We start from the raw sequence: 25,566 nt of genomic DNA on the forward strand, positions 1-25,566 counted from the left end.
TTAATCAGTTTATCTTTTCGAACCGGTTCGCAAAAACCGAAACAGTACCGATCTGCGTGCCGATGCTGGCGGCAACCGGGGCATAGATACCGGAATCGCCGAGGGAAGCAAACGAGATACTGATCTTGCTCTTGTTCTTGAGATATTCGATCGCTTCCTTGCCCTTCTGGTAGCCAGAGATCGGCACGAATTTGACAGAGCAGGTCACGGCATCGCCCTTGAAGCCCTTGGTGGTGAAAGGCTTTATTCCCGCATAGGACAATTGAAGGTCGGCGCGGGTTTGGCCATCGAAAATATGCAGCGTGCGCCCGCAGACCGATTTGAGATCGGTGGCCCGGATCATCAGGCCGCTCAGGGGGTCGGCGACGGATTTGAGATCGTTCGGCCCTGTTTCGACCCATGGGGCGCGCTTTTTGACAGGCGGCGTGTTTTCCACCTGCGAAACGGTGCCGTCGCCGGAAAAATCGATGACGGTGCGTTTGTTCTTCTTGCCGTTCTTATACTTTACCTCATAGGAGGCCGGCACGACACTCGCACCCGACGCGGAACCGGTGACGCGGATCGTTCCGTCGGTCTTGTCGAAGATGCGCGCCACGCCGGAGCTCGACAGCTTTCCCGAGAGGTCGTAACTGCCGTCATTCACCTTCGTTTCGAAGCCGGATTTGGCGATATTGAGTCCGAATATCGAGACCTCATACCAGGTCCGGTAGGTTTCGGCCGCAAACGCCGAATTTGCGGCAAAGGCAAGAGCCAGACCACTGATCATTGCTGTTGCGCCCGCACGGCGCAGAATGCCCATCGACGACGCCATACTTCCCTCGCTCCGCGGCCCAAAGCCGCTCTACGCCCTTGAATTGTTGTCCAATAGAAGAAAATAGGCGAAGTTATGATGAGAAAAGACAAGTTGAGCGAACCGGCAAGCACCGGATCGGGGCCAAAAATGGCGGCATCCCCGAAAGCGCTTGACGCGGACAGCACCTCACACTATAGAAACGCGACTTTCCCATAAGGCCGCCTGTCCGAAGAATGCGCGCCCGCAGCCCCGCATCGTTGTAATGCGTTTATGCGAGAGAGTTTATCGGACACCGGGCCGGGGCCTGATAACAGAATTTGAAGGTGAGACCAATGTCCCGCGCTTGTGAATTGACCGGAAAATCGGTCCAGTACGGCAACAATGTCAGCCACGCGAACAACAAGACGCGTCGCCGCTTCCTGCCGAATCTCTGCGATGTCACGCTGATGTCCGAAGCCCTCGGACAGAGCTACCGTCTGCGTGTTTCCGCTAACGCCCTGCGTTCGGTCGAGCATCGCGGCGGCCTCGACGCCTTCCTGACCAAGGCCGACGACAAGGAACTGTCGCAGCGCGCCCGTCTCCTGAAGCGTCAGATCGCCAAGAAGCTGGCTGAAGCCGCCGCCGCCTGATCGCCGGCTGTGACGGATTAGACCGGGGCCGGCTTTTGTCGGCCCTTAGTTTTTGGTTTAGCCGCATGATCCTATCCGGAAAGCCTGAAACTTTTCGGGATCGTGCTCTGGTGCTGGTTCCATCACCCAGGATAAAAAAATGAGCGATATGCGTCCTCTCCTCCCCGCCATCCTTTCCATGTGCGCGATCGTCGCCGCATCGAATGTGCTCGTCCAGTATCCCTTCAACCATTTCGGTCTGCACGAAATACTGACATGGGGAGCGTTGACCTATCCCGTCGCTTTCTTCGTCAATGATCTGACCAATCGCCGCTTCGGTCCGGCCGCCGCCCGCAAGGTGGTCTATGCCGGTTTCGTGCTCGGGGTCATCATGTCGATCTGGCTCGCCACCCCCCGCATCGCCATTGCCTCCGGCAGCGCCTTTCTCCTGGCCCAGCTGATCGACATAACGGTGTTCGACCGCCTGCGCCGGCAGGAATGGTGGAAGGCGCCGTTCGCTGGAACCATGTTCGGCTCGGTTCTCGACACGGCGCTCTTCTTCTCTGTCGCCTTTGCCGCGCAATTTGCCTGGATCGATGCGATGACGGGCATGCCGGATGCGTCGCTCGCCTTCCCTGTGGCTTTTTTCGGCACGCAGATCCCGCTCTGGATGTCTCTCGCCCTTGGCGATTTCCTGGTGAAGACCGCCATGGGTATCCTTATGCTAGCTCCCTACGGAATGGTCCTCGCGATCTTCCACCCGGCTATTTATTCCGCCAGCCGGAACTCCAAATAGAGATTGCGCTGCCAGAGCGAATAATTGTCGTCCGAGATGAGCGAGAGGACCTGACGGCCCCGGCTGTCGGTCCACACATCGATCCCTTCCATATTGTCGATCTGATAGCCCATATCGGCCTTGAGCAGGATTGCGCCGTCGACCGTTGCGCCGGGCTGGATGGTTTCGCTCTTGATGCGGCGGATGCGAAGCGCCACGCCCGAAACCAGCGCATAGCGCCGCTCCAGGATCAACAAATCGCCATCGGGCAGGAAAGCCGCATCGCTGATATCGAAATCGTCCGTCCGGCGGACAAAGAAGATACCCCGACGCGGCCCGGCAAGCACGGCCGCGAAAATATCGCCATTCCTGTTCAGGCTTTTCTCCGTCAAAACCACACGCGTGCCGCCGAGGGGGCCTGACGCGGGTGAGACCGCGACCGCCTCCAAGCTCGCATTCCTGCGCAGTTCTTCTCGCGGCAACGGCAATGGCAGGGCTTTCGGCAACGATGCGAAATCCTGCGTGTCGAGCCTATATTCCAGCAAGCGGTGCTCGCGTTCGAAGCCGACCGTCACCTTGTCGCCTGATATGGCTAGGCTTTCGGCATCGGCGTTCCATTTTTGCGCGAAAGGCTCACCGGAAGCATCAATGAGCGGCGCCATCCTGAAGCTGCGGATGCCCGAGGGCCGGCCTTCCGCATCCCGCTCGATTGAACCCGCATACCAGAAGCCGGTATCGGTGACGCCGAGAAAGTTGCGGCCGGCATCGAGAAAGCGGATCGCCGACATGCCGCCGAATTCGCGGTTCGCCGCCGTCAGGGCCAGTCCGCCGACGAATTCCAGTGCGCCGAAGCGCCGTTCGGACGAGCCGATGCGGAACTGCGTGATCGGACGGGCGGTCACATCGAACCGCTCGACGCGGTCTTCCGCCTGGCCGGGTAAAGGCCGGCAGATGGCCAAGGCTATTGCGCAGAGAAACAGAAAGAGGCGGGGCAGCCTTCTCAACGGCGCCCTGCGCGGCGGGCGCCATTGCCATGCTCGTCGAAGAGCGAAGCGAGTTGCTCGGTCATGGCGCCGGCCAGCTCCTCCGCGTCGACAATGGTGACGGCCCGGCGATAATAGCGCGTCACGTCATGGCCGATGCCGATGGCGATGAGTTCGACCGGCGAGCGGGTCTCGATTTCCTCGATGACAGCCCGCAGATGGCGTTCGAGATAATTGCCCGGATTGACCGAAAGCGTGGAATCATCGACCGGCGCGCCGTCGGAGATCATCATCAGGATCTTGCGCTGCTCCGGCCGCCCGATAAGCCGCTGGTGCGCCCAGATCAGTGCCTCGCCGTCGATGTTTTCCTTGAGCAGGCCTTCGCGCATCATCAGGCCGAGATTGCGGCGCGCCCGCCGCCATGGCGCATCGGCGCTCTTGTAGATGATGTGGCGCAGATCGTTGAGACGGCCCGGATTGGCCACCTTGCCGCGGTCGAGCCACGCCTCGCGCGCCTGCCCGCCCTTCCACGCGCGCGTGGTGAAGCCGAGGATTTCGACCTTGACGCCGCAACGCTCCAGCGTGCGGGCGAGAATGTCGGCGCAGGTGGCGGCGACCGTGATCGGCCGGCCGCGCATCGAGCCGGAATTGTCGAGAAGCAGCGTCACCACCGTGTCGCGGAAATCCGTGTCGCGCTCCTGCTTGTAGGAAAGCGGCTGCGTCGGATCGATGACGACGCGCACCAGCCGCGACGGGTCGAGATAGCCTTCTTCGAGATCGAAATCCCAGGAGCGGTTCTGCTGCGCCATCAGCCGGCGCTGCAGCCGGTTGGCGAGCCTGCCGACCACGCCCTGCAGATTGGCGAGCTGCTTGTCAAGAAAGGCGCGCAGCCGCTCGAGTTCCGACTCGTCGCAAAGCTCGGTGGCCTCGACCGTCTCGTCGAATTCCTGCGTGAAGACCTTGTAGTCGATCTCGCTGGCGAAATTGGCGAAGGGCTGGTTCGGGCGGCGCGCCTCTCCGGGTGTCTCGGCGTCGACATCCTCGTCGCCGTCCATGTCGTCGGCGAAACTATCAGCCGCTTCCATCTCGCCCTGCTCGCCGTCCTCGCTCGAACTTTCGGCATCGTCGCTGTCGGCCGCGTCGGAGCCTTCCTGCTCCTCCGACCCGCCCTCTTCATTGTCCTCGGGCTTGGGCGTTTCCTCGCTCTCTTCGTCCTGATCGGTGGATTGCTCCTGTTGCGAGAGCTCTTCCGCCATATCCATCGAGGCGAGCATCTCCCGCACGACGCGGGCAAAAGCCTGCTGGTCTTCCAGCTTGTCGCTCAGGTGCGCGATGTCGGCGCCGGCCTTCTCCTCGATCCAGTCGCGCCAGAGATCGACGACATTGCCGGCTTCATCAGGCGCACGGCGGCCGGTGAGCTTTTCGCGCACCATCAGCGCCACCGCTTCCTCGATCGGCGCGTCGGCCTTCTCGGTGATCGCGGGAAAATTGGCGCGGCTGTATTTATCCGAGAGCATCGAGGCGAGATTGTCGCCGACGCCATCCATGGCGCGCGCGCCGATGGCCTCGACACGGGCCTGCTCGACCGCATCGAAGATGGCCCGCGCCTGCTTACCCTCAGGCGCCAGCGTCGCATGGATACGGGCGTTGTGGCAGGCGCGGCGCAAAGCCATGGAATCGCCGAGACCCCGCGTCACCGCCACATCGTGCGCCGTCGGTCGCTTCGGCAGTTCCGGCAGGCGCGCGCGGTTTCCCGTCAGCGCCGGACGGTCGTTGCCGAAAGCGACTTCGAGTTCGTTCGAGCCGGCGATCGCACGCATGCAGGCCGTCACGGCCCGCTTGAACGGCTCCGTGTCCACCGGCCCTTTCGGCCGCTCGCGCGTATTGTCGCCCGGACCCGCCATATGCAACGCCTATGCAAGAACCGTGTTGACCATGGATTCCGGCAATTCCTTGCCGAAGGCCCGCTGATAGAACTCGGCTACCGTCGGACGCTCCAGTTCGTCGCACTTGTTCAAGAACGTCAGGCGGAAGGCAAAGCCGACATCCTTGAAGATATCGGCATTCTCCGCCCAGGTGATGACCGTGCGCGGGCTCATGACGGTGGAAAGATCGCCATTGATGAAGGCGGAGCGCGTCATGTCGGCGATCCGGACCATCTTCGAGACGATCTCGCGGCCTTCCGCATTCTGGTAGTGCTTGGCCTTGGCCAGAACGATAGCGACTTCATTGTCATGCGGCAGGTAGTTGAGCGTGGTGACGATCGACCAGCGGTCCATTTGGGCCTGGTTGATCTGCTGCGTGCCGTGATAGAGCCCGGTCGTATCGCCGAGGCCGATGGTGTTGGCGGTGGCGAACAGGCGGAAGGCCGGATGTGGACGGATGACGCGGCTCTGGTCGAGCAGGGTCAGGCGGCCCGATGATTCCAGCACGCGCTGGATGACGAACATCACGTCGGGGCGGCCGGCGTCATATTCGTCGAAGACCAGCGCCACATTGTGCTGATAGGCCCAGGGCAGGATGCCGTCCTTGAACTCGGTCACCTGCATGCCATCCTTGACGACGATGGCGTCCTTGCCGACGAGGTCGATACGGCTGACATGGCTGTCGAGATTGACGCGCACGCATGGCCAGTTGAGGCGGGCGGCGACCTGCTCGATATGGGTGGACTTGCCGGTGCCGTGATAGCCCGCCACCATGACCCGCCGGTTGTAGGCGAAACCCGCGAGGATGGCGAGCGTCGTTTGGCGGTCGAAAAGATAGTCCGGATCGATTTCCGGCACATAGGCATCGCCTGCCGCATAGGCCGGCACGGTCATGTCGGAATCGATGCCGAAAACCTCAGCTACCCTGACCGTCTTGTCCGGCAGATTGGCGATATCCCGTTCAACCTTGTTCATCATGCCTCCAGAGCGGAGGGAAAGTGCCCGCCGCAGATTCCAACGCAATCGAAATGTAATCCGGGACACCCATGAAACGGGCTCCCAATCCTTCAGGTGGCTTTAGCAAAAACCGGCCTGCTTGAGCAATTGATAAGCCTGGATCACCTCGCGGAACCGATCCTCGGAACCCCGGTCTCCACCATTCGCATCCGGATGATGGAGCTTTACCAGTTCCTTATAGCGCGACTTGATCTGATCGCCAGTCGAATTTGCATTGAGGCCGAGGGTTTCGAATGCCTTGGCTTCGAGCGGCCGAGGCTTGCGCATCTTCGGCGTTGCGCCGGCGCGAGCCTGCGTCTCTCCGAACAGATTGAAGGGATCGCGCACCTTGTTGTAATAGCCGGCGCGGCCGGAACGCACTTGAGCAAAATCGGGCGACGTTCGCGCCGAAGCATTAGCCGCCGCCGACCAGGTCGGGCGATGTCCCGTCAGGGCGTCCTTCTGGAAACGGGCGATCTCGCCGTCCGAAAGGCCCGAGAAATAGTTGAAGCTCTTGTTGTACTGGCGCACATGGTCGATGCAGAAGTGGAAATATTCACCTTCCCGCATGCGCCCGACGGGAGCGCGGTGCGTTCCCGGTGCATCGCAGCCGTCCCACTGGCATTGCGGCGCGCGCGGCTTCGCCTCCGCCTCCTTTTCCGGGCGGATACGAATGCGGTCGAAATATTTTGAGTTCAGTTTCATCGAATCACGATTATGGGGAGATCGTTCAGCTAAACAAGAATTGACATTTCGCCCATGAGCACCGTAACGGCTGAATCGCTAAAATAATCGCGATCATGTGCGAATTTGACCCAGTTCCGGTTGCATACGATGGGGATGACGACCGGTATATGGGGACAGGAGATGCAAATGTCTACGACAAAACAGACGATCATTGAGGCGAAACTGAGAAGCGTCTTCGCGCCGCAATCGCTCGAAGTCATCAATGAAAGTCATCTGCATGCCGGCCATCACCATCATGGCAGCGATCATCACGGGACCTTCGACGGCGCCGGCGAGACGCATTTTCGCGTGCGTATCGTCTCAGATGCTTTCGCCGGCATGGATCGCGTTGCGCGGCATCGTGCTATCAATGCGCTCCTGAAGGACGAACTCGAGGGCGGCGTGCATGCGCTGGCGCTCGAACCATCGGCTCCGGGAGAGGCAACGCGCCGATAGCGCACGATCAGCTCACCGACTGGTTTACCGGCTTGCCGCCGGCGTCGAGCGGCACGATCCGTAATCTCAGAATACGGTTCTTTTGGCGTTTCAGCACGGTGAACCGTTTGCCGTAGAACGTGAAGGCCTGCTTCTCCTCAGGGATCGACTGGGCTTCATGGATGACGAGGCCGGCAATGGTCGTCGCCTCTTCGTCGGGCAGGTTCCAGTCGAGCGTCCGGTTCAAATCGCGGATCGGCAGGGAACCGTCGACGATCAGCGATCCGTCCGGCTGCTGGCGCAGGCCCTGCATCTCGATGTCGTGCTCGTCGGCGATATCGCCGACGATCTCCTCCAGGATATCCTCAAGCGTCACCAGCCCCTGCACGTCGCCATATTCGTCGACGACGATGGCGATATGCGCCTTGCGCCGCAGGAAGGCATTGAGCTGATCCTGCAGCGTCGTCGTATCCGGCACGAACCAGGGCTTGGTGGCGAGCTTCAGAATGTCGATGCGCGAGAAATCATTGTTGACGTCGTGAAGCGCCCGCAAGAGATCCTTCGCATGGACGACGCCGACGATATTGTCGGTATCGCCGCGCCACACCGGCATGCGCGTATGCGGGCTCGACAGAATTTCCCGTACGATGGAATCCGCCGGATCGTCGGCATTGATCGAGCTCATCGCCGTGCGATGGATCATCACATCCGACACTTCCAGCTCGCGCAGGTCGAGCAGACCGCCGAGCTGGTCGCGATCGGCCTTGACCACCGAGCCCTCGCGGTGCAGCACCTCGACGGCGCCGCGCAGTTCCTCATGAGCGGTCAGCATCGACTGGCCGGAGGCGAGATTGATCCCGAAAAGGCTCAGTATCCCGCGTACGAGGCGGTTGACGCCGCTCGACAGTGGCCCGATCACGGCGACGATCGGGGCGATGAAAGGCGAGACGTTGATGGCGAAGCGGTCGGGATTGGCGATCGCCCATGATTTCGGCAGCACCTCGGAGAAGATCACGAGAGTGACCGTCATCGCCAGCGTGGCATAGGCGACGCCGGCATCGCCGAACAGGCTCAGAAAGATGCTCGTGGTAAGCGAAGACGCCAGGATGTTGACGAGATTGTTGCCGATCAACAGCGCCCCGATCAACCGGTCGCGGCGCGCAATGAGCCGCTGCACCAGGCCGGCCCGCGCTTCGCCATTGTTTTCCAGCGTCAGCATCCGCCCGCGCGATGCCGCGGTCAGCGCCGTCTCCGACCCCGAAAAGAAGGCGGAGAGGAAGACGCAGAGCAGGATGACGCCACACATGATCCACAGTGCCAGTGTCATGTCGGTTGCTTTCCCTGAAGAAAACCCAATACCGCTGAAGAGGGCACATCTTTAGCGATGAAGGACTGGCCAATACCCCGCGTCAGGATAAAAGTGAGGGCGCCGCGCGATACCTTCTTATCCTGCGCGATATATTCCATCAGCTTTTCCGCAGGCGGAATTGCGCCGGGAATCTCTGAAATCGAGACCGGCAGGCCGACGGCTTTCAGATGCGCTTCGACCCGGGTTGTATCGTCGGGGCTCGCAAGGTTCATATGCGCCGAGAACTGGTGCGCCAGCACCATGCCGATCGAAACCCCCTCGCCATGCACCAGGCGGCTGGAATCGTAGCCCGTAGCGGTTTCCAGCGCATGGCCGAAGGTGTGGCCGAGATTGAGGAGCGCCCTGTCGCCGGTCTCCCGCTCGTCGCGCGCCACCACATCAGCCTTGGCGCGGCAGGAGGTGGCGATTGCTTGCCCGCGCTCGGGCCCGCCGGCGAAGACCTGCCTCCAGTTCTTCTCCAGCCAGGCGAAGAAATCCGGCTGGTTTATCAGCCCATATTTCGCCACTTCCGCATAGCCGGCGCGGAATTCTCGCGGGCTCAATGTATCGAGCACGTCCGTATCGGCCAGCACGAGCTGCGGCTGATAGAAGACGCCGACAAGATTCTTGCCATGGGCGGTGTTGATGCCGGTCTTGCCGCCGACGGAGGAATCGACCTGCGCCAGAAGCGAGGTCGGCATCTGGATGAAGCCCATGCCGCGCCGCACGATCCCGGCCACGAAGCCGGCGAGATCGCCGATGACGCCGCCGCCGAGCGCAATCACCGCATCGCCGCGTTCGAGCTTTGCCGCGAGCACCGCATTGGTCACCGTTTCGAGCGTGGCGAAGCCCTTCGATTTCTCGCCCGGCGCGACAATGATCGGCGTCGCCGCGATCGAGGCGTCTTCCAGGCTCCGCATCAGCGCATCGAGGTGGAAGCCCGCGACATTCTCGTCGGTGACGATGGCGACCCGCGCGCCCTTGAGCCGCCTGGCCACCTCCTCGCCCGCCCGCGCGATCAGCCCGGAGCCGATCAATATGTCATAGGAGCGGTCGCCCAGCGACACCGGAACGGTTGTGATCTCGGGCAATTGAGCGGCGATTGTCATGAAATAATGCTTCCTGTTGCGGCGTGCTCGGAGGCATCGAGATGGCGTGAAAGCACCTCGATCACCTCCTGCGCGATGACTTCCTTCTTTTCCTCGCGCGACGTGACGGTCAGATCGGCCAGCGCATAGACGGGGTAGCGCTCGGCCATCAGCCTTTCCATGACGCCGCGCGGATTGTCGTTTTTGAGCAGCGGCCGGTTCTGCCGCCGCGACACACGTTCCATCAGGAGATCGAGATCGGCCTTGAGCCAGACCGAAACGCCTGAAGCGGAGATCGCCTCGCGCGTCTGCGCATTCATATAGGCGCCGCCGCCCGTCGCCAGCACCATCGGCCCGTCTTCGAGCATGCGCTGGATCACGCGCCGCTCCAGATCGCGGAATTCCGTCTCGCCATAGGCCTCGAACAGCTCCGGGATCGTCATCCGCGACACCGTTTCGATCTCGTTATCGGCGTCGAAGAAGGGAAGGCCGAGCAGCTGCGCGACCTTCTTGCCGATGGTCGATTTCCCCGCTCCCATCAGCCCGACGATCACCAGCGGACGCGTGCCTAGGCGCTCCCGGACAAGGGCTGCCTGGTCTTGATGCTGCGCGTGATCGTCCATTGTGCTCATGGCCAGCGTTTCCACATGAAAACGATCGGTTTGTAAAGAATGTCTATCACGAAAATATCTGCATCGCAGTGCCATCGGCCATCCTTGCATTCGCCTGACTTGCGCATCATAAGAGAATGATGCCGACGCTGACGCGCCTTCTCCTTGCTCTTGCCGCCATGGCCCTTCTCGTCTATGGCGGAATGGTGGCGCTCGTCACTTTCGTGCAGCCCGTTCCCGGCGAAATGACCATTCGCATCCCGCCTGAGAAGCTTGCGCCCAAGCCGCGCTCGACTTCCCTGCCGCAAGCCGCCGTGCCGACGGCGAGCGTCTCCTCCTCCGACACGGCGGCCGAGTGAACCATGCGCGCATCGGCGGCGATCGAGAATTTTCTGGAGATGATGAGCGCCGAGCGCGGCGCCGCGGAAAATACGCTTGCCTCCTATGCCCGTGATCTGGAGGCGGTGGCGGAATTCATCGCCGCGCGGGGCGTCAATCTGCCGGATGCCGCGTCCGACGATATCCGCGCCTATCTCGACGAGATGAACCGCCTCGGCTTTGCCGCCTCCTCGCAGGCGCGACGGCTTTCCGCGCTCAGGCAGTTCTTCCGCTTCCTCTATGCGGAAGGGTTTCGCCAGGATGACCCGACCGGCATCCTCGATGCGCCGAAGAAGCAGCGCGCGCTGCCGAAGATCATGAGCGAGGAAGTCGTCGGCCGTCTGCTCGACCGGGCAAAGCTGGAGGCGGAGGACCCCGCTACCCCCGACAGGCTGCGCGCGGTGCGCCTGCATGTGCTCCTCGAAACGCTCTATGCCACGGGCTTGCGCGTTTCCGAGCTGGTGGGCCTTCCCGTCAGCGTCGCCCGCTCCGACCACCGTTTTCTCCTGGTGCGCGGCAAGGGCTCCAAGGAGCGCATGGTGCCGCTATCGGCCAAGGCGCGCGAGGCGATGAGCGGCTATCTGACCTTACGCGATGCCCAGCCGGGCAGCGACGACAATCCATGGCTGTTTCCGGCCTTTTCCGAAAGCGGCCATCTGGCGCGGCAGGTGTTTGCGCGGGAGCTGAAAGCGCTTGCGGCCCGCGCCGGCATTGCCACGGCCATGGTTTCGCCGCATGTGCTGCGACACGCTTTCGCCAGCCATCTCCTGCAGAACGGAGCGGATCTGCGCGCCGTGCAGCAATTGCTCGGCCATTCCGATATTTCCACCACGCAAATCTATACCCATGTACTGGAGGAAAGGCTGCATCAGCTCGTCAGCGAGCATCATCCGCTTGCCGATTGAGCCTGTGGCCGTTATGAGGAACGCGGCTTCTGCCTGCCAGGCGTCTTTTTGACGTCTTTTTTGCATGGCAAGCCGGCATGTAAGGGATAGCTGTCGAGGAAAGATCCTCATAAGACCCAGCACGTTTGGACTTAAGTAGCGCACAAACAGTCAGGCCATATGTATAATTACCTCGATTTCGAAAAACCCGTCGCCGACCTCGAAGGTCAGATCCTCGAACTGAAGAAGCTTTCGCAGGAAAGCGGCAGCGTCGAGATGGGCGACGAGATTGCCCGCCTGGAGAAGCGCTCCGCCGAGGCGTTGAAGGATCTCTATCGCAAGCTGACGCCCTGGCAGAAGGCGCAGATCGCCCGCCATCCTGACCGTCCGCACTGCTTGGATTACGTCAAAAGCCTCTTCACCGAATTCACGCCACTCGCCGGCGACCGCAAATTCGCCGAGGACGAGGCGATCCAGGCGGGCTTTGCCCGCTTCAACGGCGAGGCCGTGGCCATCATCGGGCAGGAAAAGGGCGCCGACACCAAATCCCGCCTCAAGCACAATTTCGGCTCGGCCCGGCCGGAGGGCTACCGCAAGGCCGTGCGCATCATGGAACTGGCCGACCGCTTCGGCCTGCCTGTTATCACCCTGGTCGATACGGCGGGCGCCTATCCCGGCGTCAGCGCCGAGGAACGCGGCCAGGCGGAGGCCATTGCCCGATCGACGGCCGCCTGCCTCAATCTGCGCGTTCCCATGATTTCCGTCATCATCGGCGAAGGCGGTTCCGGCGGCGCCATCGCGATCGCCACCGCCAACCGCGTTTATATGCTCGAGCACTCCATCTATTCGGTGATCTCGCCGGAAGGAGCGGCTTCGATCCTGTGGCGCGATTCCACCCGCGCCAAGGACGCCGCCACCTCCATGCGGATCACGGCCCAGGATCTCTTCGAGCTGAAGATCATCGACGGGATCATCCCCGAGCCGATGGGCGGCGCCCATCGTGGGCCGGACGCGGCGATCACCGCTACGGGCGAGATCATCGAGAACGCACTCCAATCCATGGCCGGCGTGGATGGCGAAACGCTGAAAAAAGAACGGCGCGAGAAATATCTCGCCATCGGCCGTAATCTGTGAGCGGTAGAGCTTCGGCCACCCAACTCCGCTTTACGAGCTATTAACCCTGTCTTCGATCAGGGTCTCCCTTTGCCGGGCATCTCAGGCTTCTGCCATAAAAGGGCCGCTTCAAGAGGAGAGTTGACAAAAAACGGCGACTGATGACATCAGTGTAAAGGGAGAATTGTCGTCGTTACGGTAAGGATTCGTCAACGATGCCGAAAGGTTTTGCTGCTAGGCAAGGCTTTTGGTTACGCGGATTTCCCTGGATTCCGGGACAGGCGGAAGATCGCTCACAGGCTTGATACGAATGAAGCTCAAGAACGCACTCCTTGCTTCCCTCATGGCGTCAGCCCTTCTGGCTGGGTGCCAGGGCTCGTCTCTCGACGATATCTCGCCCAAAGCGGAAAAGCCGCTGCCGCAGAAGATCGTCACCAAGATGAAGGCGAAGGGGATGACCACCACCTCGCCGATTATGGTCCGCATCTTCAAGGAGGAAGGCCAGCTCGAGGTGTGGAAGCGCAAGGACAACGGGCGTTACGACATCATCGCTTCCTATGACATCTGCAAATGGTCGGGCAAACTGGGTCCCAAATATATCGAGGGCGACCGCCAGGCGCCCGAGGGGTTCTATACCGTGCGCCCGGCGCAGATGAACCCGAAATCGAGCTATTATCTCGCCTTCAATATAGGCTTTCCAAACGCTTATGACCGCGTCAACGGCCGCACCGGTCAGCACCTGATGGTGCATGGCGCCTGTTCCTCGTCGGGCTGCTATTCCATGACGGACGAGCAGGTGGCCGAGATCTATGCTTTCGCGCGCGACGCATTCCGCGGCGGTCAGACGGCGTTCCAGATTCAGGCCTTCCCCTTCCGCATGACGGCCGCCAACATGGCGCGCTATCGCAAGGACCCGAACTATCCCTTCTGGAAGATGCTGAAGGAAGGCTATGATCTGTTCGAGATCACCAAGGTTCCGCCCAAGGTGGATGTCTGCGAAAGGCGCTATGCCTTCAACAACATGGCGATCGGTCCGGAGGGGATCGCCCCGGATGCCGCATGTCCGTCGGTAGGCCAGTCCGATGCGCTGCGCGTCTCCTATATGAGCTACCAGAAGAACTTTGAAACGGCCTTCTCGGCTGCTCAGAGCAAGGCCAGCAAGAAATCGCCGGCGCCGTCCATCGCCGGTCTGGCGGAGGCGCAGCTCGTTTCCGCATGGAGCGCTGCCCGCGCCCGCGGTGAAAGGGTTTCACGCGAGCCGCCTTCCCTGACGCCCGCTTCCGCCGAAAAGCCGAATGCGCCGGATATTGATCCGGTCATGACCGCCAAAACGGCGGCACCGGCGACCGCGCCGGTGGCCATGCCTGCGCAACCCGCACCACAGCAGACCACTGCGTCAGCCCCGCAACAGGCGCCAGTAGAAATGCCGCCGGCTCCCGCGGCCGCGGGACCCGTGCCGCAACCGGCCCCCGTAACGCAGGCTCCGGGTGACGTTGCGGCAGGCAATACCGCCAGCGAGTTGCTGGCTGCTGCCCCCGCACCGGAAGCCATTCAGTCCGCCGATGCGGCATCCGCGAAAAAGCCGTGGTGGAAGGTCTTCGGTCGCTGATGGGCCGGCAAAGCCGCGCCGGACAATCAAAATCCGGGTGCGATAACGACAAAGCTATCGAGATTTATGATCTCAGGGGACTGAATTGTCCCTTGCCCGTCCTCAAAACACAACGAAAACTGCGGGATATGCCGTCCGGCGCCAGCCTGTGGGTTGAAACCAGCGATCCCCTGGCGGCGATCGATATGCCGCATTTCTGCGCCGAGAGCGGCCACGCCTTGGTTGAGATGGTCGCCACTGCAGGCGGCCACCGGTTTCTGATCCGTAAAGGCTGATCCGCTAGAGTCAGGCGCGGACGGAATGGCCGGGGATAGCAAGCGGATTGTCCGTCAGCGCCGCACGGTCCGGCGTATCGATCTGGACATTGCCCAGGAACGCATCGAACAATTGCCTGACATAGTTTTCCGGCAAATCCCTGGTGATCATCACCAGTCGCGTTTCGCGCTTGCCCCCGGGCCAGGCGGCCAGACGCGCCGGTGGATGGAATATCTGCTGCACCCCATGGATGACCAGGGGCCGGTCAGGATCTTCAGCGATCTCGATGATGCCTTTCACCCGCAGGAGCTTCTCGCCATGTGTCGAGCGCAGGAGATCGATAAACATCTCGAAGGTCGAGAACGGCACCGGCCTGTCGTGCTTCAGCGCGAAGGCGCGGATCGATGCATCGTGACGGTTGACGTCATGATGGTGGTGGTGATGGCCGTGCTTCCCATGATCATGATCTTGTTCATGATGATGATGGTGCTCGGCTTCCTCGAAGGCTTCCGCCTTGAGCCAGCGCTGGACATCCGCCGTCTTCGTTTCCGGGTTGTACAGTCCACACTCGAACAGTGCCGCATAATTGGCGCGTTGGTCGCCCGCTTCGATCACATCGGCCGCCGGATTGAGGGACGAAAGCCTGAGCCGGAGATCACCCAGACCGGCGCGCGCCGCCGGCAGGTCTGTCTTCGTGATGACGATCCGGTCGGCGACGGCCGCCTGCTTCACCGCTTCCTGATGCGCATCGAGCGTCGCCATGCCATTGACCGCATCAATGGTTGTGATCACGCCGTCGACACGAAAGGCCTGCATCAGCACCGGATGCCCCATCACCGCATGCAGCACCGGCGCCGGATCGGCGAGCCCCGTCGTTTCGATGACAATGCGTTTCAACCTGTTGATCCGCCCGGTCTGCAGCCGGTCGACAAGTCCGGCGAGCGTGTCGACCAACTCGCCGCGCACGGTGCAGCACAGGCAGCCGTCAGAAAGTTCGATGATGCTTTCGCTCGACTGCTCGACCAGCAGGTGATCGATGCCGACATCTCCGAATTCGTTGATGATCACCGCCGTGTCGCTCAAGGCCGGATCCTTCAGGAGCCGATTCAGAAGCGTGGTCTTACCAGAACCGAGAAACCCGGTCAGCACAGAGACTGGAATGGGATGGGCGGAAAGATTCATCAGTTCACGGCAGCCTGTGTCGAGGCAGGAAGACGGTTCGGCCGCGGCAGTGGAACAGGGACCTGCGTAATATCGATAGCGCCCGGCTTGGCGACGGGGGCGGCCGCAACGAGGCCAACCTGCACAGCCCTCGGCTCGCGTGTCATCGCGGTGATATAGGGGGAATTGATCTTCAATTTGCCCTCGACGTCACGGCCGTCCCAGCGGTCGGCGAGCGCCTGCTGGTTGCAGAGCGCGGCACGCATGTTCGTCGCCTGCGCGAGATTGGCGCCATAGGGGCGAAGCGTCGCCAGTGTCGGCGCGCTGGCGCCATTCATCCGGAAACCATCGGCGATAAGCTGCGCCGCCTTCGCCGCTCGGGTCTCCTGCCGGGATTCGCCTAGTACGACGGCGACGATCGTGCGGCCGTTGCGGGTGGCGGAGCCGATGAGATTGAAGCCGGATGCGCAGACGAAGCCGGTTTTCATGCCGTCCGCGCCGTCGAAACGGCCGAGCAGGATGTTGTAGTTGGCCTGGATCTTCTTGCCCTTGCCGGGATCGATCGCCTCGGTCGCGAAATAATGTGCATATTGCGGGAATTCGCGACGGATCTGCGTCGCCAGTACGGCCAGATCGCGCGCCGTCGAATAATTGTCGGGGTCGTGCAGGCCGTTCGGATTGGCGAAGTGCGAGCCGAACATGCCGAGACGCTGTGCCTCGGCATTCATCCGCTGGACAAAGCCCGCCTCCGTGCCGCCGATCGCCTCGCCGACGGCGACCGCCACGTCATTGGCCGATTTGACCAGCATGATGTTGAGCGCGGTGTCGAGCGTCATCACCGAGCCGGGCTTGTAGCCCATCTTGCTCGGCGGTTCCTTGGAGGCGTTGAGGGTCATGCGCACCGGCGAATCCAGCGTCACCTGACCGCTGGCGAGCGCCCGGAAGGCCACATAGGCCGTCATCAGCTTGGTCAGCGACGCCGGATACCAGCGCGCGAAAGCATCCTCATGCGACAGCACCTTGCCGGATCCGACATCGACCGTAATGGAGGGAGTGGCGGAAGCGGAAGCTATTCCCGCCCCTGCAAACATCACGGCCATCATCCAGATCGTCAGAAGTCTAGACATTTCTCTCGCACTTTCGAATTCGGAACCAATTTTTGCCCTATCCTGCCCAACAGGAAGGAAACCCCTGTGGGTTCGCCTCAAAAAACGGCGCCGCCGCCATACCCGGCACACAATGGATTAAAGACACTTCACGCCGAACTGCAATGGCCTTATCTATCCCATGTGGCGGAGAAAAGGCAAAGAGCCATTGCCGCACTTCACCGAAACGTCATAACCTCATTATTCATGATCCCGTTCCGGATGCCCCCCGGAATTCCCAAGCCGGAGCCAATAGCCAATGCCCTTGTTGAACCGTGCCGTCGAAATGCAGGAGGAAGTGTCGAAATGGCGCCGCCATATCCACGAGAATCCGGAACTGCTTTACGACGTCCACGAAACCGCGCGTTTCGTCGCGGAGAAGCTCAAGGCGTTCGGCTGCGATATGGTTGAGACCGGTATCGGCCGCAGCGGCGTCGTCGGCATCATTCGCGGGCGGCAGGGAGATGGGAGCACGATTGGTCTCAGGGCGGATATGGACGCCCTGCCGATCACCGAGACCTCGGGCAAGCCATGGATGTCGCGGACCAGGGGGCGCGCCCATTCCTGCGGCCATGACGGCCACACCGCCATGCTCCTGGGGGCTGCGCAATATCTCTGCGAGACGCGCAATTTCAGCGGTTCGGTCGCGGTAATCTTCCAGCCGGCGGAGGAAGGCGGCGCCGGCGGGCTTGCCATGGTGAAGGACGGGCTGATGGAGCGCTTCGGCATCAGGGAAGTCTACGGAATGCACAACATGCCGGGCATTCCGGTGGGATCGTTCGCCATTCGTAAGGGCCCGATCATGGCGGCTACCGACGAATTCACCATCCGAATCAAGGGCCGAGGCGGCCATGCGGCGCAACCGCATCGCACGATTGACCCGATCGTCGCTGGCTCGCAGCTTGTCACCATCCTGCAGAGCATCGTTTCGCGTGGGGCCGATCCGCTCAATGCACTGGTCGTCTCCGTTACCAAATTCCACGCCGGTGAAGCCTATAACGTCATCCCCGAAACAGCGGAGCTCGCCGGCACCGTGCGCACACTCGACACGGAAATGCGCGATTTCGCCGAGAGCCGGGTGCGCAGCCATGCGGCCGCGATCGCCACCGCCACCGGGACAGAGATCGATGTCAGCTACCACCGCAATTATCCCGTGACCTTCAACCACGACGGCGAGACCGATTTCGCCGCGGGTGTCGCGCGCAAGGTGGCCGGCGATACCAATGTCGACCCGACGATTGCGCCGATGATGGGTGGGGAGGATTTCTCCTATATGCTCGAGGCGCGCCCCGGCGCCTTCATCTTCATCGGCAATGGCGAGACCGCCGGGCTGCACCACCCCGCCTATGATTTCAACGACGACGCCATCCCGCACGGCATCAGCTATTGGGTGACGCTGGCTGAAACCGCGCTCGCTGCCTGACTGATCGCCGGAAAATCTCGAGCGCCTACAGGCTTGGCTAACGCGGCGAAAACCAGTATGTGTCGCTTGGGCCTTGGCAGCCCCTCATTCGGCCGCCGCATGAACGCGGCCAGATGAGCAAGAGAGTGGTCCCGTAGCTCAGTAGGATAGAGCATCAGATTCCTAATCTGAGGGTCACAGGTTCGAATCCTGTCGGGATCACCACATTCTCCGGGTTTGTTCTGGGCGCTCTACTGCTCTTCCAAGAACTTAGCCTTTCGTATCATCCGCCGCTTCGTATTATTTGCATGACAAAATCTGCTCGCGTAAAGATACTCCCAAAAACCGGGGGAACGAATGAACCGCAGCGTCCTAGACGGCGCGTTGATTTCATGAGCCGGATTAACTAACCAGGTCCAGGGAATGCGGAGCGGCTTTCCCGGAAAAGCAGGAACTGTTTTTCCACGGGCTTCGTGAAACAAAGACGCTTCGATACGCTAACAGGGAGATTTTCATGCGTTCGATTGTATTGGCGCTTCTTGCCGCCACCGCACTTGCAACATCAGCTTTGGCGAAGGATGTGACCGTGGCCGTGACGGCGATTGTCGAGCATCCCGCACTCGACGCCACGCGCGACGGCGTGAAGGAAGCTCTGGCCGAGGCCGGCTTCAAGGAAGGCGAAAATCTCAAGTTCATCTATGAGTCAGCCCAGGGCAATGCCGGCACCGCGGCCCAGATCGCCCGGCAGTTCATTGGCGACAATCCGGATGTGATCGTGCCGATCTCCACCCCTTCGGCCCAGGCGGTGGTTTCGGCAACACGGGAGATACCTGTCGTGTTCACCGCCGTCTCCGATCCCATCGGCGCGCAGCTGGTCAAGGATTTCGAGAAGCCCGGCGGCAATGTGACCGGCCTTTCCGACATGTCGCCGGTGGCCGATCATGTCACGCTGATCAAGGAAATCCTGCCGGAAGCCAAGACCATCGGCTTTCTCTACAATTCCGGCGAGATCAATTCCGTCTCGCTCCTCGCCGCATTGAAGGAAGCCGCCGAGAAATCCGGCCTCAGCGTGGTTGAATCGACTGCCACCCGTTCCGCCGACGTGCAGGGCGCGGCGCGCGCCCTCGTCGGGCGTGCCGACATCATCTATGTCCCGACCGACAACACCATTGTTTCGGCGCTGGAGGCGGCCGTGGCGGTTGCCGAGGAGAACAAGATCCCGCTTTTCACGGCCGACACGGATTCCGTCAATCGCGGTGCGATCGCGGCGCTGGGCTTCAACTATCATGATGTCGGCAAGCAGACCGGCGCCGTTGTCGCCCGTATCCTGAACGGCGAAAAGCCGGGCGATATCCCGGTCAAGATCGCCGCGGGCACCGATCTCGTCGTCAATCTCGTCGCCGCCAAGAAGATGGGTGTGGAACTGCCGCAGACCTTGGTCGACCGCGCGACCAAGGTCATCAAGTAAGCGCGTCTTTAGCTGCATGATCTTACCGGAAAAGCCTGCAGTTTTTCGGGATCATGCTTTGGATATGCGCAATGATTTCCATTGGCCCGGCGTCGGAATAACCCGTCGCCGGTTCTCGGATAGCTGAATACGATTCGACCGGATTAACGGGTCCTGACCCCCTGATGCCTAATCGCGGGTTGCGGTTCCGCATCCGCTTTGCGGACGGGGCCGATCAGCGCCGAGGTGTGACATCCTTGTCCCAGTCGCGGGATTTTTTGATCCGATCGCGGTATGAAATATGGCTATCGGAGCGAAAAACCCCGTGCGCGGTTGCATTTTCGTCAACATCACCATTTTATCACTACGCATCGGCTTGGAATCGATTTCGATTTTCGGGCGACTAGTGGCACGGTCTTATCCAGAAGTCAGCAACTTTGCAGGATCGTGCTCTAGCATATTGACCAGAAGCAGCGCCGGGAATACGAGACCCGCCTGTGCAGATGGAGACAATCATGGGAATTTCGAAAACGGGTCTGATGAGCCTTGCGTCGGTAGCCATCCTTGCTGCCGGGTGCCAGAGCGCGCGGCTCGGCAATCTCGATACGGTTTCGCCCTCTCCTCCGCCATCGCCGCTTCGTCCGGCTCCGACGGGCCAGGTGCAGCAGAGCGCACTGCCGGCTCCCAACGCGTCCCAGTTTCCCGCCGCGCCCGGCGGCGCGCAGGACGGCACGCTTCCGGGCCAGGATGGCACGCAGATGGCCAATGTGCCGCCGGCCGGTGCGCCGGATCTTACGGCCGGCAGCGTCGCCGGCGTCTGGACGGCTTCCGTTGCCGGCCAGAACTGCAAGGTGGCGACGCCGCAGACGAAATTCGGCCAGGGTTACCGCGCCGGCCCGCTCCGCTGCCCGGGCGATCTGGCAAATCTCGCTTCCTGGTCGGTCAACGGCAAGCAGCTCGTCTTCTACGATGCTTCCGGCGGTACGGTGGCGCAGCTCTATTCGTCCGGCGAAGGCCGCTTCGATGGACAGACCAGCAATGGGCAGGCCATCAGCCTCTCGCGCTAACCGATTCAGGTGAGAGCGGGCATTGCCCTGACCTGAATCCCAGATCAGCTGTGCAATATCGGTAAATTGCGGACCAGGCAGAAATGTCTTTTGATGAGAAGCTGAAGGCATTTCCTTCCGTGCGCGAGCACTACGATGCGATGGCGGCCGCCGGCGAGGTCGATCCCGATCAGGCGCAGCTGGCGCTCGCCGACCGGTTCGACCGGCTGATCGAGGAACTCGGCGAAAAGCGGCTTTCCAAGAAATCGAGCGCGCTGGGATGGCTGTTCGGCCGCAAGACCGCGAACCGGGAGCCGGTCAAGGGCCTCTATGTCTATGGTGAGGTCGGCCGCGGCAAGACCATGCTGATGGACATGTTCCACGCTCTGGTGCCGGTCAAACGCAAGCGGCGGGCGCATTTCAACGACTTCATGGCCGATGTGCATGAACGCATCCATGCCCACCGGCAGGCCTTCAAGAGGGGCGAGACCAAGCAGGAAGACCCCATTCCGCCGGTCGCCGACGCCCTGGCGGAGGCGGCCTGGGTGCTTTGCTTCGACGAGTTCACGGTGACCGACATCACCGATGCGATGATCTTGTCACGGCTCTTCAGTGCGCTCTTCGTGCGTGGCGTGGTGCTGGTGGCGACATCGAACGTCAAGCCGGACAACCTCTACCGCGACGGGCTCAACCGGCAGCTCTTCCTGCCCTTCATCGATCTCCTGAGGTGGCACGTCGATGTGGTCAATCTCGATTCCCGCACGGATTACCGCCTCGAAAAGCTGAACCGCCAGCCCGTCTATGTGACGCCGCTTGGGGATACGGCGCAGCGGCAGATGGATATTGCCTGGGAGATCGTGAAGGACGGGGTGGAAGAGCGTTCCGATGTCCTTACCATCAAGGGACACGAGGTGCCGATACCGCGCGCGGCCGGCAATGCAGCCCGCTTCTCGTTCGCCGATCTCTGCTCCAGGCCGCTCGGCGCTTCCGATTACATGGCGATCGTCCGGCGCTATCAAACGATCTTCATCGACGATGTTCCGGCGCTCGACTATTCGCGTCGCAACGAGGCGAAACGCTTCATTCTTTTGATCGATACGCTTTACGACCACCATGCGCGGCTCGTGATCTCAGCCGAGGCAGCGCCGGAAAAGCTCTATTCGGCGCCGTCAGGCACGGAAGCCTTTGAGTTCGACCGCACTACCTCGCGGCTATTCGAAATGCAGAGCGCGGAATATCTGAAAGCCGCCGAGGAGGGGGATCCGCGTGCTGCCTCCGATGGTGCTGTGACTGGCGTGTAGGCACTCCCGAACCCCACAGCGTCATTCTCGGGTCAAGCCCGAGGATGACAACTCCAGGAATTCAACATTTCCATTACACTGGGCTATTCCGCCATTGCTCTTGTCAAATTCAATTGACGTTTACGTAAGAAATTATAAATCTAAACGATTGAATCTATTGGCAAGAAAAGAATCGGTTGAGTTATTTTTGAAACGGGCATATCCGACCTTGCAGCGCTGGGGCGTTTCGGGATGTCGCCGGATGGCTTTAAGCGTTTCTTGGCACCACAGTTCAGGGAAGAAAACCAGCATGGCACGCAACAAGATTGCCCTCATCGGCGCTGGCATGATCGGCGGCACGCTCGCCCATTTGGCCGGCCTCAAGGAGCTCGGGGACGTTGTCCTGTTCGATATCGCCGAAGGCACTCCGCAAGGCAAGGGCCTGGATATCGCCGAGTCGTCTCCCGTCGACGGCTTCGACGCCAAGTTCGTCGGCGCGAATGACTACGCCGCCATCGAAGGCGCGGATGTCGTGATCGTCACCGCCGGCGTGCCGCGCAAGCCCGGCATGAGTCGTGACGACCTGCTTGGCATCAATCTGAAGGTGATGGAGCAGGTAGGCGCCGGCATCAAGAAATATGCCGCGGACGCATTCGTCATCTGCATCACCAATCCGCTCGACGCGATGGTCTGGGCGTTGCAGAAATTCTCCGGCCTGCCGAAGAACAAGGTGGTCGGCATGGCCGGCGTGCTCGACTCGGCCCGCTTCCGCTATTTTCTCGCCGAGGAATTCGACGTGTCGGTCGAAGACGTGACGGCCTTCGTGCTCGGCGGCCATGGCGATAGCATGGTGCCGCTGGCGCGTTATTCGACGGTCGCGGGCATTCCGCTCCCCGATCTCGTCAAGATGGGCTGGACCTCCCAGGAGAAGCTCGACAAGATCATCCAGCGCACCCGCGACGGCGGCGCGGAGATTGTCGGTCTCCTGAAGACGGGCTCTGCCTTCTATGCGCCGGCCGCTTCGGCCATCCAGATGGCGGAAGCCTATCTCAAGGACAAGAAGCGCGTGCTTCCGGTCGCCGCCCATCTTTCGGGCCAGTACGGCGTCAAGGACATGTATGTCGGCGTTCCCGTCGTCATCGGCGCCAATGGCGTGGAGCGGGTGATCGAGATCGATCTCGACAAGAGCGAGCAGAAGGATTTCGAGAAGTCGGTGGCCTCCGTCGCCGGGCTCTGCGAAGCCTGCATCGGTATCGCACCGAACCTCAAATAGGGATTTTCAACCGATCGTGATGGGTTGCGTCACGATCGGTTTCATTCCTCCATCATTTGGAAACGTTCCGCTGATAGCGGAGCAGGAGTATCCGAGAGGACATCCGTATGAACATTCATGAATATCAGGCCAAGCGCCTGCTCCACTCCTACGGCGCGCCTATCGCCAATGGCGTGGCCGTCTATTCCGTCGAGCAGGCGGAAGAGTGGGCGAAGACGCTTCCCGGCCCACTCTATGTGGTCAAGAGCCAGATCCATGCCGGCGGCCGCGGCAAGGGCAAGTTCAAGGAGCTCGGACCCGACGCCAAGGGCGGCGTACGGCTGGCGAAATCCGTCGACGAGGTGGTCGCCAACGTCAAGGAAATGCTCGGTTCGACGCTCGTCACCAAGCAGACCGGCCCCGCCGGCAAGCAGGTGAACCGCCTCTATATCGAGGACGGCGCCGATATCGATCGTGAGCTCTATCTGTCGATCCTGATTGACCGTACCGTCGGCGGCCCGGCTTTCGTCGTCTCGACGGAAGGCGGCATGGATATCGAGGCGGTTGCCGAAGAAACGCCTGAAAAGATCGTGACGCTCGCCATCAACCCGGAAACGGGTGTTACGGATGAAGACGCCGCCAAGCTCGCCGATGCGCTGAAGCTTGAAGGCGACGCACGCGCGGATGGGCTGAAGCTCTTCCCGGTCCTCTACAAGGCCTTCACCGAGAAGGACATGAGCCTTCTCGAGATCAATCCGCTGATCGTCATGAAGGACGGCCATGTGCGCGTTCTCGACGCCAAGGTCTCCTTCGACAACAACGCGCTCTTCCGTCATCCCGATGTCGTGGAACTGCGCGATACGACGGAAGAGGACGAGAAGGAGATCGAGGCGTCCAAATACGACCTCGCCTATGTGGCGCTCGACGGCAATATCGGCTGCATGGTCAATGGCGCGGGCCTTGCCATGGCGACGATGGACATCATCAAGCTCTACGGCGCCGAGCCGGCGAACTTCCTCGATGTCGGCGGCGGCGCTTCCAAGGAGAAGGTGACGGCGGCATTCAAGATCATCACGGCCGATCCGGCAGTCGAAGGCATTCTCGTCAATATCTTCGGCGGCATCATGAAATGCGATGTGATTGCCGAAGGCGTGATCGCGGCCGTCAAGGAAGTGGGCCTCAAGGTGCCGCTGGTCGTGCGCCTGGAAGGCACCAATGTCGAACTCGGCAAGAAGATCATCAACGAGAGCGGCCTCAACGTGATTTCGGCCGACGATCTCGACGATGCGGCGCAGAAGATCGTCGCGGCAGTGAAGGGGAACTAAGGCATGTCCATTCTCGTCAACAAGGACACCAAGGTCCTCGTGCAGGGTCTTACCGGCAAGACCGGCACCTTCCACACCGAGCAGGCGCTTGCCTATTATGGCACGCAGATGGTCGGCGGCATCAACCCGAAGAAGGGTGGTGAAACCTGGACCGGTGGCAAGGGCGAAACCTTGCCGATCTTCGCCACGGTCGCTGAGGGCAAGGAGAAGACGGGCGCCAACGCTTCCGTCATCTATGTTCCGCCTGCAGGGGCCGCCGCCGCGATCATCGAGGCGATCGAGGCCGAGATCCCGCTGATCGTCTGCATCACCGAAGGCATTCCCGTCATGGACATGGTCAAGGTCAAGGCGCGTCTGGACAAGTCTTCGTCGCGCCTCATCGGCCCGAACTGCCCCGGCGTACTGACCCCGGAAGAGTGCAAGATCGGCATCATGCCGGGCAATATCTTCAAGAAGGGTTCGGTGGGAGTTGTTTCGCGCTCGGGCACGCTTACCTATGAGGCAGTGTTCCAGACGTCGAACGAAGGTCTCGGCCAGACGACGGCGGTGGGCATCGGCGGCGACCCGGTCAAGGGCACGGAATTCATCGACGTGCTCGAGATGTTCCTTGCCGACGACGAGACCAAGTCGATCGTGATGATCGGCGAGATCGGCGGCTCGGCGGAAGAGGACGCGGCGCAGTTCCTGAAGGACGAGGCCAAGAAGGGCCGCAAGAAGCCGATGGTTGGCTTCATCGCGGGCCGCACGGCGCCTCCCGGACGCACCATGGGCCATGCCGGCGCGGTCATTTCCGGCGGCAAGGGCGGCGCGGAAGACAAGATCGCGGCGATGGAATCGGCGGGCATCCGCGTTTCCCCGTCGCCGGCACAGCTCGGCAAGACCCTCGTCGAGGTGCTGAAAGGCTGATCATCGCAGCCGGACGCAATGTCCGGCGCGGTTTGGAGAAAAAGAGGAGGCAGGCCGTTCGGCCTGCTTCCGGCA

Annotated in this window: 25 protein-coding genes and 1 tRNA gene; 16 read left to right on the forward strand and 10 right to left on the reverse strand. The window is 61.3% G+C overall.

What is annotated here, in order from left to right; all coding sequences use genetic code 11:
* Positions 1–4 precede the first annotated feature (4 nt).
* Complete coding sequence (locus ATN84_RS05995) at positions 5–766, reverse strand: DUF3108 domain-containing protein (protein ID WP_244490983.1); 762 nt, start codon at positions 764–766, stop codon at positions 5–7.
* A gap of 359 nt (positions 767–1,125) precedes the next feature.
* On the opposite strand from ATN84_RS05995, the gene rpmB reads away from it, so the two are divergent.
* Both rpmB and ATN84_RS06005 read left to right on the forward strand, forming a co-directional pair.
* Complete coding sequence (gene rpmB, locus ATN84_RS06000) at positions 1,126–1,422, forward strand: 50S ribosomal protein L28 (RefSeq protein WP_068880603.1); 297 nt, start codon at positions 1,126–1,128, stop codon at positions 1,420–1,422.
* A 139-nt stretch (positions 1,423–1,561) separates the two neighbouring features.
* On the forward strand, positions 1,562–2,197 hold the full coding sequence (locus tag ATN84_RS06005; RefSeq protein ID WP_068880604.1) for a VUT family protein: 636 nt from the start codon (positions 1,562–1,564) through the stop codon (positions 2,195–2,197).
* Here ATN84_RS06005 and ATN84_RS06010 read toward each other — a convergent pair.
* The 4 genes from ATN84_RS06010 to ATN84_RS06025 all read right to left on the reverse strand — a co-directional run bounded on the left by ATN84_RS06010 (position 2,170) and on the right by ATN84_RS06025 (position 6,785).
* On the reverse strand, positions 2,170–3,135 hold the full coding sequence (locus tag ATN84_RS06010; protein ID WP_153020103.1) for an esterase-like activity of phytase family protein: 966 nt from the start codon (positions 3,133–3,135) through the stop codon (positions 2,170–2,172). The genes ATN84_RS06005 and ATN84_RS06010 overlap by 28 nt on opposite strands.
* Before the next feature lie 41 nt (positions 3,136–3,176).
* Complete coding sequence (gene cobT, locus ATN84_RS06015; protein ID WP_068880606.1) at positions 3,177–5,063, reverse strand: cobaltochelatase subunit CobT; 1,887 nt, start codon at positions 5,061–5,063, stop codon at positions 3,177–3,179.
* Positions 5,064–5,072: 9 nt separating this feature from the next.
* Positions 5,073–6,059, reverse strand: a complete 987-nt coding sequence (gene cobS / locus ATN84_RS06020; protein ID WP_068880607.1) for a cobaltochelatase subunit CobS — start codon at positions 6,057–6,059, stop codon at positions 5,073–5,075.
* 102 nt (positions 6,060–6,161) lie between these two features.
* Positions 6,162–6,785: a J domain-containing protein gene (locus ATN84_RS06025; RefSeq protein WP_068880608.1), complete on the reverse strand. Its 624-nt coding sequence runs from the start codon at positions 6,783–6,785 to the stop codon at positions 6,162–6,164.
* A 162-nt stretch (positions 6,786–6,947) separates the two neighbouring features.
* On the opposite strand from ATN84_RS06025, the gene ATN84_RS06030 reads away from it, so the two are divergent.
* Positions 6,948–7,262 carry a BolA family protein gene (locus tag ATN84_RS06030; RefSeq protein WP_068880609.1) on the forward strand — a complete coding sequence of 105 codons (315 nt, stop codon included), beginning with the start codon at positions 6,948–6,950 and terminating at the stop codon, positions 7,260–7,262.
* A 7-nt stretch (positions 7,263–7,269) separates the two neighbouring features.
* On the opposite strand, the gene ATN84_RS06035 is transcribed toward ATN84_RS06030, so the two are convergent.
* Genes ATN84_RS06035 through ATN84_RS06045 form a run of 3 tightly spaced genes read right to left on the reverse strand, consistent with a single transcriptional unit; the run spans position 7,270 to position 10,309 of the window.
* Positions 7,270–8,568 carry an HlyC/CorC family transporter gene (locus ATN84_RS06035; protein WP_068880610.1) on the reverse strand — a complete coding sequence of 433 codons (1,299 nt, stop codon included), beginning with the start codon at positions 8,566–8,568 and terminating at the stop codon, positions 7,270–7,272.
* Complete coding sequence (gene aroB, locus ATN84_RS06040) at positions 8,565–9,698, reverse strand: 3-dehydroquinate synthase (RefSeq protein ID WP_068880611.1); 1,134 nt, start codon at positions 9,696–9,698, stop codon at positions 8,565–8,567. The genes ATN84_RS06035 and aroB overlap by 4 nt, the downstream gene beginning before the upstream one ends.
* Complete coding sequence (locus tag ATN84_RS06045; RefSeq protein WP_068880612.1) at positions 9,695–10,309, reverse strand: shikimate kinase; 615 nt, start codon at positions 10,307–10,309, stop codon at positions 9,695–9,697. Before ATN84_RS06045 ends, aroB begins: the two co-directional genes overlap by 4 nt.
* A 116-nt stretch (positions 10,310–10,425) precedes the next feature.
* Here ATN84_RS06045 and ATN84_RS27690 point away from each other — a divergent pair, with 116 nt between their 5' ends.
* The 5 genes from ATN84_RS27690 (at position 10,426) to ATN84_RS06070 (ending at position 14,547) form a co-directional block, all read left to right on the forward strand.
* Positions 10,426–10,647 (forward strand): hypothetical protein, encoded by a 222-nt coding sequence (locus ATN84_RS27690; RefSeq protein WP_244490984.1) that lies wholly within the window; start codon positions 10,426–10,428, stop codon positions 10,645–10,647.
* A 3-nt stretch (positions 10,648–10,650) separates the two neighbouring features.
* Positions 10,651–11,571, forward strand: coding sequence for a site-specific tyrosine recombinase XerD (xerD, locus tag ATN84_RS06055; protein ID WP_068880613.1), 921 nt, complete (start codon positions 10,651–10,653; stop codon positions 11,569–11,571).
* A gap of 159 nt (positions 11,572–11,730) precedes the next feature.
* Positions 11,731–12,684 (forward strand): acetyl-CoA carboxylase carboxyltransferase subunit alpha, encoded by a 954-nt coding sequence (locus tag ATN84_RS06060; protein WP_068880614.1) that lies wholly within the window; start codon positions 11,731–11,733, stop codon positions 12,682–12,684.
* A gap of 289 nt (positions 12,685–12,973) precedes the next feature.
* Positions 12,974–14,272, forward strand: coding sequence for a L,D-transpeptidase family protein (locus ATN84_RS06065; protein ID WP_068880615.1), 1,299 nt, complete (start codon positions 12,974–12,976; stop codon positions 14,270–14,272).
* Positions 14,272–14,547 carry a sulfurtransferase TusA family protein gene (locus ATN84_RS06070; protein WP_082766103.1) on the forward strand — a complete coding sequence of 92 codons (276 nt, stop codon included), beginning with the start codon at positions 14,272–14,274 and terminating at the stop codon, positions 14,545–14,547. The genes ATN84_RS06065 and ATN84_RS06070 overlap by 1 nt, the downstream gene beginning before the upstream one ends.
* Positions 14,548–14,557: 10 nt before the next feature.
* On the opposite strand, the gene ATN84_RS06075 is transcribed toward ATN84_RS06070, so the two are convergent.
* Positions 14,558–15,709, reverse strand: coding sequence for a CobW family GTP-binding protein (locus ATN84_RS06075; RefSeq protein ID WP_068880616.1), 1,152 nt, complete (start codon positions 15,707–15,709; stop codon positions 14,558–14,560).
* Positions 15,709–16,815: a D-alanyl-D-alanine carboxypeptidase family protein gene (locus tag ATN84_RS06080; protein ID WP_082766104.1), complete on the reverse strand. Its 1,107-nt coding sequence runs from the start codon at positions 16,813–16,815 to the stop codon at positions 15,709–15,711. Before ATN84_RS06080 ends, ATN84_RS06075 begins: the two co-directional genes overlap by 1 nt.
* A 277-nt stretch (positions 16,816–17,092) precedes the next feature.
* On the opposite strand from ATN84_RS06080, the gene ATN84_RS06085 reads away from it, so the two are divergent.
* The 8 genes from ATN84_RS06085 to sucD all read left to right on the forward strand — a co-directional run bounded on the left by ATN84_RS06085 (position 17,093) and on the right by sucD (position 25,491).
* Positions 17,093–18,256, forward strand: a complete 1,164-nt coding sequence (locus ATN84_RS06085) for a M20 aminoacylase family protein (protein ID WP_068880617.1) — start codon at positions 17,093–17,095, stop codon at positions 18,254–18,256.
* 127 nt (positions 18,257–18,383) lie between these two features.
* Positions 18,384–18,460 (forward strand) — tRNA-Arg (locus ATN84_RS06090).
* A gap of 289 nt (positions 18,461–18,749) precedes the next feature.
* On the forward strand, positions 18,750–19,703 hold the full coding sequence (locus tag ATN84_RS06095) for an ABC transporter substrate-binding protein (protein ID WP_068880618.1): 954 nt from the start codon (positions 18,750–18,752) through the stop codon (positions 19,701–19,703).
* A 494-nt stretch (positions 19,704–20,197) separates the two neighbouring features.
* Positions 20,198–20,749 (forward strand): protease inhibitor Inh/omp19 family protein, encoded by a 552-nt coding sequence (locus tag ATN84_RS06100; RefSeq protein WP_068880925.1) that lies wholly within the window; start codon positions 20,198–20,200, stop codon positions 20,747–20,749.
* Between the two features lie 83 nt (positions 20,750–20,832).
* Entirely contained in the window at positions 20,833–22,029 is a 1,197-nt protein-coding gene (zapE, locus tag ATN84_RS06105) for a cell division protein ZapE (protein ID WP_068880619.1), read from the forward strand.
* Between the two features lie 289 nt (positions 22,030–22,318).
* Positions 22,319–23,281: a malate dehydrogenase gene (gene mdh, locus ATN84_RS06110; RefSeq protein ID WP_068880620.1), complete on the forward strand. Its 963-nt coding sequence runs from the start codon at positions 22,319–22,321 to the stop codon at positions 23,279–23,281.
* A gap of 107 nt (positions 23,282–23,388) precedes the next feature.
* Positions 23,389–24,585, forward strand: a complete 1,197-nt coding sequence (gene sucC / locus ATN84_RS06115; RefSeq protein WP_068880621.1) for an ADP-forming succinate--CoA ligase subunit beta — start codon at positions 23,389–23,391, stop codon at positions 24,583–24,585.
* 3 nt (positions 24,586–24,588) lie between these two features.
* Complete coding sequence (gene sucD, locus ATN84_RS06120) at positions 24,589–25,491, forward strand: succinate--CoA ligase subunit alpha (RefSeq protein ID WP_068880622.1); 903 nt, start codon at positions 24,589–24,591, stop codon at positions 25,489–25,491.
* Positions 25,492–25,566: the final 75 nt, after the last annotated feature.

It is taken from the genome of Paramesorhizobium deserti (assembly GCF_001558695.1).
GTDB lineage: Bacteria > Pseudomonadota > Alphaproteobacteria > Rhizobiales > Rhizobiaceae > Paramesorhizobium > Paramesorhizobium deserti.

Excerpts from the sequence above, each read along its gene's own strand:
- cobT (WP_068880606.1), bottom strand. The coding sequence starts at position 5,063 with ATGGCGGGTCCGGGCGACAATACGCGCGAGCGGCCGAAAGGGCCGGTG.
- ATN84_RS06005 (WP_068880604.1), top strand. The coding sequence starts at position 1,562 with ATGAGCGATATGCGTCCTCTCCTCCCCGCCATCCTTTCCATGTGCGCG.
- ATN84_RS06045 (WP_068880612.1), bottom strand. The coding sequence starts at position 10,309 with ATGAGCACAATGGACGATCACGCGCAGCATCAAGACCAGGCAGCCCTT.
- ATN84_RS06085 (WP_068880617.1), top strand. The coding sequence starts at position 17,093 with ATGCCCTTGTTGAACCGTGCCGTCGAAATGCAGGAGGAAGTGTCGAAA.
- ATN84_RS06025 (WP_068880608.1), bottom strand. The coding sequence starts at position 6,785 with ATGAAACTGAACTCAAAATATTTCGACCGCATTCGTATCCGCCCGGAA.
- ATN84_RS06100 (WP_068880925.1), top strand. The coding sequence starts at position 20,198 with ATGGGAATTTCGAAAACGGGTCTGATGAGCCTTGCGTCGGTAGCCATC.
- sucD (WP_068880622.1), top strand. The coding sequence starts at position 24,589 with ATGTCCATTCTCGTCAACAAGGACACCAAGGTCCTCGTGCAGGGTCTT.
- ATN84_RS06080 (WP_082766104.1), bottom strand. The coding sequence starts at position 16,815 with ATGTCTAGACTTCTGACGATCTGGATGATGGCCGTGATGTTTGCAGGG.
- rpmB (WP_068880603.1), top strand. The coding sequence starts at position 1,126 with ATGTCCCGCGCTTGTGAATTGACCGGAAAATCGGTCCAGTACGGCAAC.
- xerD (WP_068880613.1), top strand. The coding sequence starts at position 10,651 with ATGCGCGCATCGGCGGCGATCGAGAATTTTCTGGAGATGATGAGCGCC.
- aroB (WP_068880611.1), bottom strand. The coding sequence starts at position 9,698 with ATGACAATCGCCGCTCAATTGCCCGAGATCACAACCGTTCCGGTGTCG.
- ATN84_RS27690 (WP_244490984.1), top strand. The coding sequence starts at position 10,426 with ATGATGCCGACGCTGACGCGCCTTCTCCTTGCTCTTGCCGCCATGGCC.
- ATN84_RS06065 (WP_068880615.1), top strand. The coding sequence starts at position 12,974 with ATGAAGCTCAAGAACGCACTCCTTGCTTCCCTCATGGCGTCAGCCCTT.
- mdh (WP_068880620.1), top strand. The coding sequence starts at position 22,319 with ATGGCACGCAACAAGATTGCCCTCATCGGCGCTGGCATGATCGGCGGC.
- ATN84_RS06030 (WP_068880609.1), top strand. The coding sequence starts at position 6,948 with ATGCAAATGTCTACGACAAAACAGACGATCATTGAGGCGAAACTGAGA.
- ATN84_RS06035 (WP_068880610.1), bottom strand. The coding sequence starts at position 8,568 with ATGACACTGGCACTGTGGATCATGTGTGGCGTCATCCTGCTCTGCGTC.
- ATN84_RS06060 (WP_068880614.1), top strand. The coding sequence starts at position 11,731 with ATGTATAATTACCTCGATTTCGAAAAACCCGTCGCCGACCTCGAAGGT.
- cobS (WP_068880607.1), bottom strand. The coding sequence starts at position 6,059 with ATGAACAAGGTTGAACGGGATATCGCCAATCTGCCGGACAAGACGGTC.
- sucC (WP_068880621.1), top strand. The coding sequence starts at position 23,389 with ATGAACATTCATGAATATCAGGCCAAGCGCCTGCTCCACTCCTACGGC.
- ATN84_RS06075 (WP_068880616.1), bottom strand. The coding sequence starts at position 15,709 with ATGAATCTTTCCGCCCATCCCATTCCAGTCTCTGTGCTGACCGGGTTT.
- ATN84_RS06095 (WP_068880618.1), top strand. The coding sequence starts at position 18,750 with ATGCGTTCGATTGTATTGGCGCTTCTTGCCGCCACCGCACTTGCAACA.
- zapE (WP_068880619.1), top strand. The coding sequence starts at position 20,833 with ATGTCTTTTGATGAGAAGCTGAAGGCATTTCCTTCCGTGCGCGAGCAC.
- ATN84_RS06070 (WP_082766103.1), top strand. The coding sequence starts at position 14,272 with ATGGGCCGGCAAAGCCGCGCCGGACAATCAAAATCCGGGTGCGATAAC.
- ATN84_RS05995 (WP_244490983.1), bottom strand. The coding sequence starts at position 766 with ATGATCAGTGGTCTGGCTCTTGCCTTTGCCGCAAATTCGGCGTTTGCG.